Origin of the sequence: Wolbachia endosymbiont of Pentalonia nigronervosa (assembly GCF_014534705.1) — a bacterium.
GTDB lineage: Bacteria > Pseudomonadota > Alphaproteobacteria > Rickettsiales > Anaplasmataceae > Wolbachia.
Genome location: NZ_JACVWV010000080.1, coordinates 1 through 4,421, shown reverse-complemented (window position 1 = coordinate 4,421; position 4,421 = coordinate 1). Strand labels below are relative to the sequence as shown.

Sequence of the window (4,421 nt, the reverse complement as noted above, 5' to 3'; positions counted from 1 at the left end):
GTTGGCAAAAAAAATTAGCATAAAAAAGGATAGAACCTTAACGCCCGAAAGGATTTTTAGCAGATGTTACAGCACAGCCGATACAGCGACCAAAAGACAGCAAAAAACGTAAAAAAAGTTACTCTGGCAAAAAGAAAACAACGACCATAAAAACCGATCGAAGAAAGTGTTGTCAGTTTCAAGGTCACATCGAGCATGATTTTCGCATACGAAAGCAGGAAAAATTGTTACCAAAAGATAGCATAAAACATGCTGATTCCGGCTATCAAGGATGGCAAAAAGTTCAAAGTAATGTAGTAATTCCACATCCGGAAAAAACCGCTAACGGAAGAGCAAAAGGAGCATAATAGAAAGCTGGAGGATGCGAGTGGAAAATAAAATTCGCGAGATCAAAATATTCAAAATTATATCAAATGTTTACCGCAATTTTCAGAAGAAATACAACATGAGATTCAATATTATTGCTGGTATTGTGAACCTGAGGCACGGAGCTTTCGGGTTGGGGTTCCTTACCGGATTTTATCAGCAACTCTCTTTATGTTGTTTCGCAGGGGGTCTAATCTTAATTTCCGGCAATATTGCCACTTTTGACTCCTTAAAAAGCCAAAAATCATGTTTCCTACTATTTGAAAATGACGTACAAATAATTTTTTTGCTCTTTTTTTTCCACCCTTACCTTTTCATGAGGTGGCCCTGACTTATTTACTTTATTTTGATCTGGAAAAATAAAATTAGCTTTAATTTTAGAAAAATAACCTGTATGTTCTTTCATAAGTCAACTATGTTATAGAAGGATGCAAAAACGCCACATAACTATTTGTTTTGTACTACTCTTCATAGCTTGTGCATTATTTTTGATGCGTCCCATGATTTTTCCATGCTTAATATCAATTATTACTGCATATTTATTTAATCCACTGGTAATCAAGCTTGAAAAATATAAAATACCACGCTTATATTCCACAATTTTAATAATACTTGTTTTACTGATAGTCTTTATACTAACTATCACACTTGTCCTCCCTATAATATATATACAAATCACAGCAATATTGAATTTTTTAGTAAACAAAATACCTTCATTAAAACCCAAGATAATTCCACCTTTATTAGAATTTTTAAACATAAAGATGGATAAAAACTTGACAGAAAATTATAGTGATTACTTAGCTTATTTTTTAGATACCCTAAAAATTGCAAGTAGTTTTATGATTCAAGCGTTAAGCTCAAGCTTGAATTTAGTCTACATAATGTCATTAATGGTGATTACCCCTGTGATATTTTTCCACGTATTGCATGACTTGCCTTTAATTATAGAAAAAGCTAACAATCTCATTCCTATTCCATATAGGGAAAAAGTTGCAGATTACTTTTTAAGGGTAGATTTCATCATCTCCAATTACCTTAAAGGACAGGTCAATGTATGCATTATCATGATGATATTCTACTCTATAGGTCTAAGTATTATAGGGTTAAAACATCCTATTATTACAGGCATTTTATCAGGAGCATTAACATTTATACCTTACATAGGAGCGTTATTATATTCCACTATTGGATTTTTGAGTGCTGTCACTCAATTTCATGAATGGTTTGAAAGCATGGCCGTTTTATTGCTATTTCTAACTGGTCAATTGATAGACTCAAACATATTGGCTCCTTTATTAATAGGAAAAAAAGTCCATATACATCCAGCTGTTATCGTTATTGGTATTACTATATGTGCTTCGTACTTTGGTTTTATAGGAATATTACTCTTTATTCCAATAGTTGCAATGTTTAGTGTATCAATGGATCTTGCTATTGATAAATATCGTAAAAGTGAATTTTACAAAAAAGGCTGAGATGCAATTAAACTTATTTAATAATAATCAAGTCGACTATAGCCAAAAAAATTATATCATATTAGACGAGAATAAAAGCATATATAATCTAGTAATTTGCGATTTATCTTGGCAATGTCTCATCTTATTCGGGCCTAAAAGTTCTGGTAAAACACACCTTGCTCATATTTGGCAATCGACGAATGACGCTATTTTTATAAATACTCACAACTTTATAAGCGACATCAGATATAGCAACGCTTTCATTTTAGAAGATATACAAAATATTAGACCTCTTTTGAAACCGATTTATGGTAAGAGGAGAAGTGCAAGCGAAGCACCGCAGGATGTATTTGAGGAGCGTAACTCAGCTTCAACAACAAAATTGCCATCAGAAATTGAGTTTCAAAAAAAGTCTATTCAAGATGAAACAACATTATTACACTGTTATAACTACATGAAAGAGAATAACAAAAGATTGCTAATTACTTCTTCAGTTTCACCAAAAGAACTTAACTTTCAATTAAGAGACCTAAGTTCTAGAATATTATCAACTGCCAGCGCAAAAATTCTACCTGCAAGTGAGGAATTGCTAAAGATTATGTTAATCAAAAAATTTGCAGATAGACAATTAAAAGTTGATTTAAAGATAATCAATTACATATTAACAAGAATAGAGCGTTCTTTTCACGGCATTAGCAAGATAGTAGAAGAAATCGATAACAAAGCCATAGGAGCAAATATTACAATTCCTTTTGTAAGCTCCATGTTAAGCACAATCTCTAGATGAGAATAAAGCTACTGCTTTCAATAGTTGATACTTAACTTCTATAGTACTTTAAAGTATAATATTCATATGTCTAATAAAACTATTTTAGCTGTTGAAACAAGTTGCGACGAAACAGCTGTAGCAATTGTAAATAGCAACAAACAGATCCTTGCCCATGAAATCCTCTCACAAAAAGAACACAAAACATGCGGTGGTGTGATACCTGAAGTAGCATCACGCGCACATATGAATCATTTAAGCAACTTAATAGAAAGTGCCATAGAAAAATCCAACCTTGATTTTTCTAGCTTGGATGCAATTGCAGCAACTTCCGGACCTGGACTTATAGGCGGGCTAATAGTTGGTACAATGATGACTAAAGCTATCGCTCATGTAACAAAAAAGCCATTTATTGCCGTTAATCACTTAGAGGCGCATGCATTGGTAGTGAGATTGCTATATGAAGTAAAATTTCCATTTTTAGTTCTATTAATATCAGGTGGTCATTGTCAGTTCTTGATTGCACAGGATGTGAGTAAGTATATTAAATTAGGGGAAACTCTTGACGATTCACTAGGAGAAGCCTTTGACAAAGTTGCCAAGATGTTAGGCTTGGATTATCCAGGAGGACCATTAATCGAAAAGCTTGCTAAAAATGGTGATGGCACCAGATTTCATTTTCCAAGAGCTATGATAAAACGCCCCGGATGCAATTTTTCATTTTCTGGTATTAAAACTTCAGTGAAAAATTTGTTACAGAAGCTTGAAATGAATGAGCAAGATATTTGTGACGTATGTGCTTCATTTCAAGAATGCATAAGCGATATATTATTAGATAAAGTGAATAAAGCAATAGCTATGGCTGAATTTTTAAACATAAAAATCCACGATTTTGTCATTAGCGGAGGAGTTGCAGCAAATGAATTTTTGCGAGAGAGATTAGAAAAACAAATAAACTTAAACTTATTTTTTCCCCCTCCTCATCTATGTACAGATAATGCAGTCATGGTAGGTTGGGCAGGAATTGAAAGACTGCAGAAAAATTACACAAACTCACTTGATTTTCCACCAAGATCACGATGGGAGCTGGAGAAAATCTTGCCTTAACAAGATCTATTGAGTTTCGAGAGAGGTCTATTTGAGTTGTTCAACTTCAGCAATAGAGAGACCGGTAGTTTTAAAAATTATGTCAATAGAAACATTAGACCCCCTGCAAAACGAGGAAAAAAGTAGAAAAACAAAAAAAAGCGTGTAAAATGAAAGTTTTAGTGAGAGAAAATGGCAATAAATTATGCAAAAGTGGCAAAAACACCTAATGTTTTTAGGCAATTGACGGGTTTGACGACAGAAGAATTCGAAAAAATCGTGAAAAAAGTCCGGCCAGAGTGGGAAAAAATGGAAGCAAAAAAGAAATGCCACGGTAGAATGTCCAAACTACCAACATTGGAAGAAAAAATATTCTGTATAATTCTGTACTATCGGAGCTATATGACCCATAGGTTTTTGGGCTGTTTATTTAATGTACATAACGCAAATATTTGCCGATTAGTGAAGAAAATGGCAGCACTTATTGCAGATAAAGGGTATGACGCAAATTATATGATTAAAGCGGCAGAAGCTATCAATGCTGATTCCACCACGTTCCAATAGAAAAACACCAAGAGAATACGATAAAGAGCTTTATAAAGAGAGAAATCTCATCGAAAGAATGTTCAATAAACTCAAGAATTTTCGTAGGGTTGCTACTCGTTATGATAAATTAGCTATTTCTTTCTTATCTTTTGTCCATATTGCTTCTATATATCTTTGGTTAAAATAAATGTCGACAC

4 protein-coding genes and 4 pseudogenes are annotated in these 4,421 nt (G+C 33.4%); 6 read left to right on the top strand and 2 right to left on the bottom strand.

From position 1 onward, the window contains the following. Positions 1 to 487, top strand: a pseudogene (locus tag IC220_RS06235) (transposase family protein); the annotation flags it as partial. Between the two features lie 74 nt (positions 488 to 561). Here IC220_RS06235 and IC220_RS07935 read toward each other — a convergent pair. Next, a pseudogene (locus IC220_RS07935) lies at positions 562 to 663 on the bottom strand (IS5/IS1182 family transposase); the annotation flags it as partial. Next, positions 623 to 772: a hypothetical protein gene (locus tag IC220_RS06230; RefSeq protein ID WP_188153622.1), complete on the bottom strand. Its 150-nt coding sequence runs from the start codon at positions 770 to 772 to the stop codon at positions 623 to 625. The pseudogene IC220_RS07935 and the gene IC220_RS06230, both read right to left, overlap by 41 nt. A gap of 22 nt (positions 773 to 794) precedes the next feature. Here IC220_RS06230 and IC220_RS06225 point away from each other — a divergent pair, with 22 nt between their 5' ends. The 5 genes and pseudogenes from IC220_RS06225 to IC220_RS08030 all read left to right on the top strand — a co-directional run. Further along, positions 795 to 1,844, top strand: a complete 1,050-nt coding sequence (locus IC220_RS06225; protein WP_188153621.1) for an AI-2E family transporter — start codon at positions 795 to 797, stop codon at positions 1,842 to 1,844. A 1-nt stretch (position 1,845) separates the two neighbouring features. Next, positions 1,846 to 2,613, top strand: coding sequence for an HdaA/DnaA family protein (locus IC220_RS06220; protein WP_188153620.1), 768 nt, complete (start codon positions 1,846 to 1,848; stop codon positions 2,611 to 2,613). 66 nt (positions 2,614 to 2,679) lie between these two features. Beyond that, entirely contained in the window at positions 2,680 to 3,699 is a 1,020-nt protein-coding gene (tsaD, locus tag IC220_RS06215) for a tRNA (adenosine(37)-N6)-threonylcarbamoyltransferase complex transferase subunit TsaD (protein WP_188153619.1), read from the top strand. A 171-nt stretch (positions 3,700 to 3,870) separates the two neighbouring features. Next, positions 3,871 to 4,173, top strand: a pseudogene (locus IC220_RS08120) (helix-turn-helix domain-containing protein); the annotation flags it as partial. Next, positions 4,156 to 4,411 (top strand): annotated as a pseudogene (locus IC220_RS08030) (transposase); the annotation flags it as partial. The pseudogenes IC220_RS08120 and IC220_RS08030, both read left to right, overlap by 18 nt. Positions 4,412 to 4,421 lie beyond the last annotated feature (10 nt).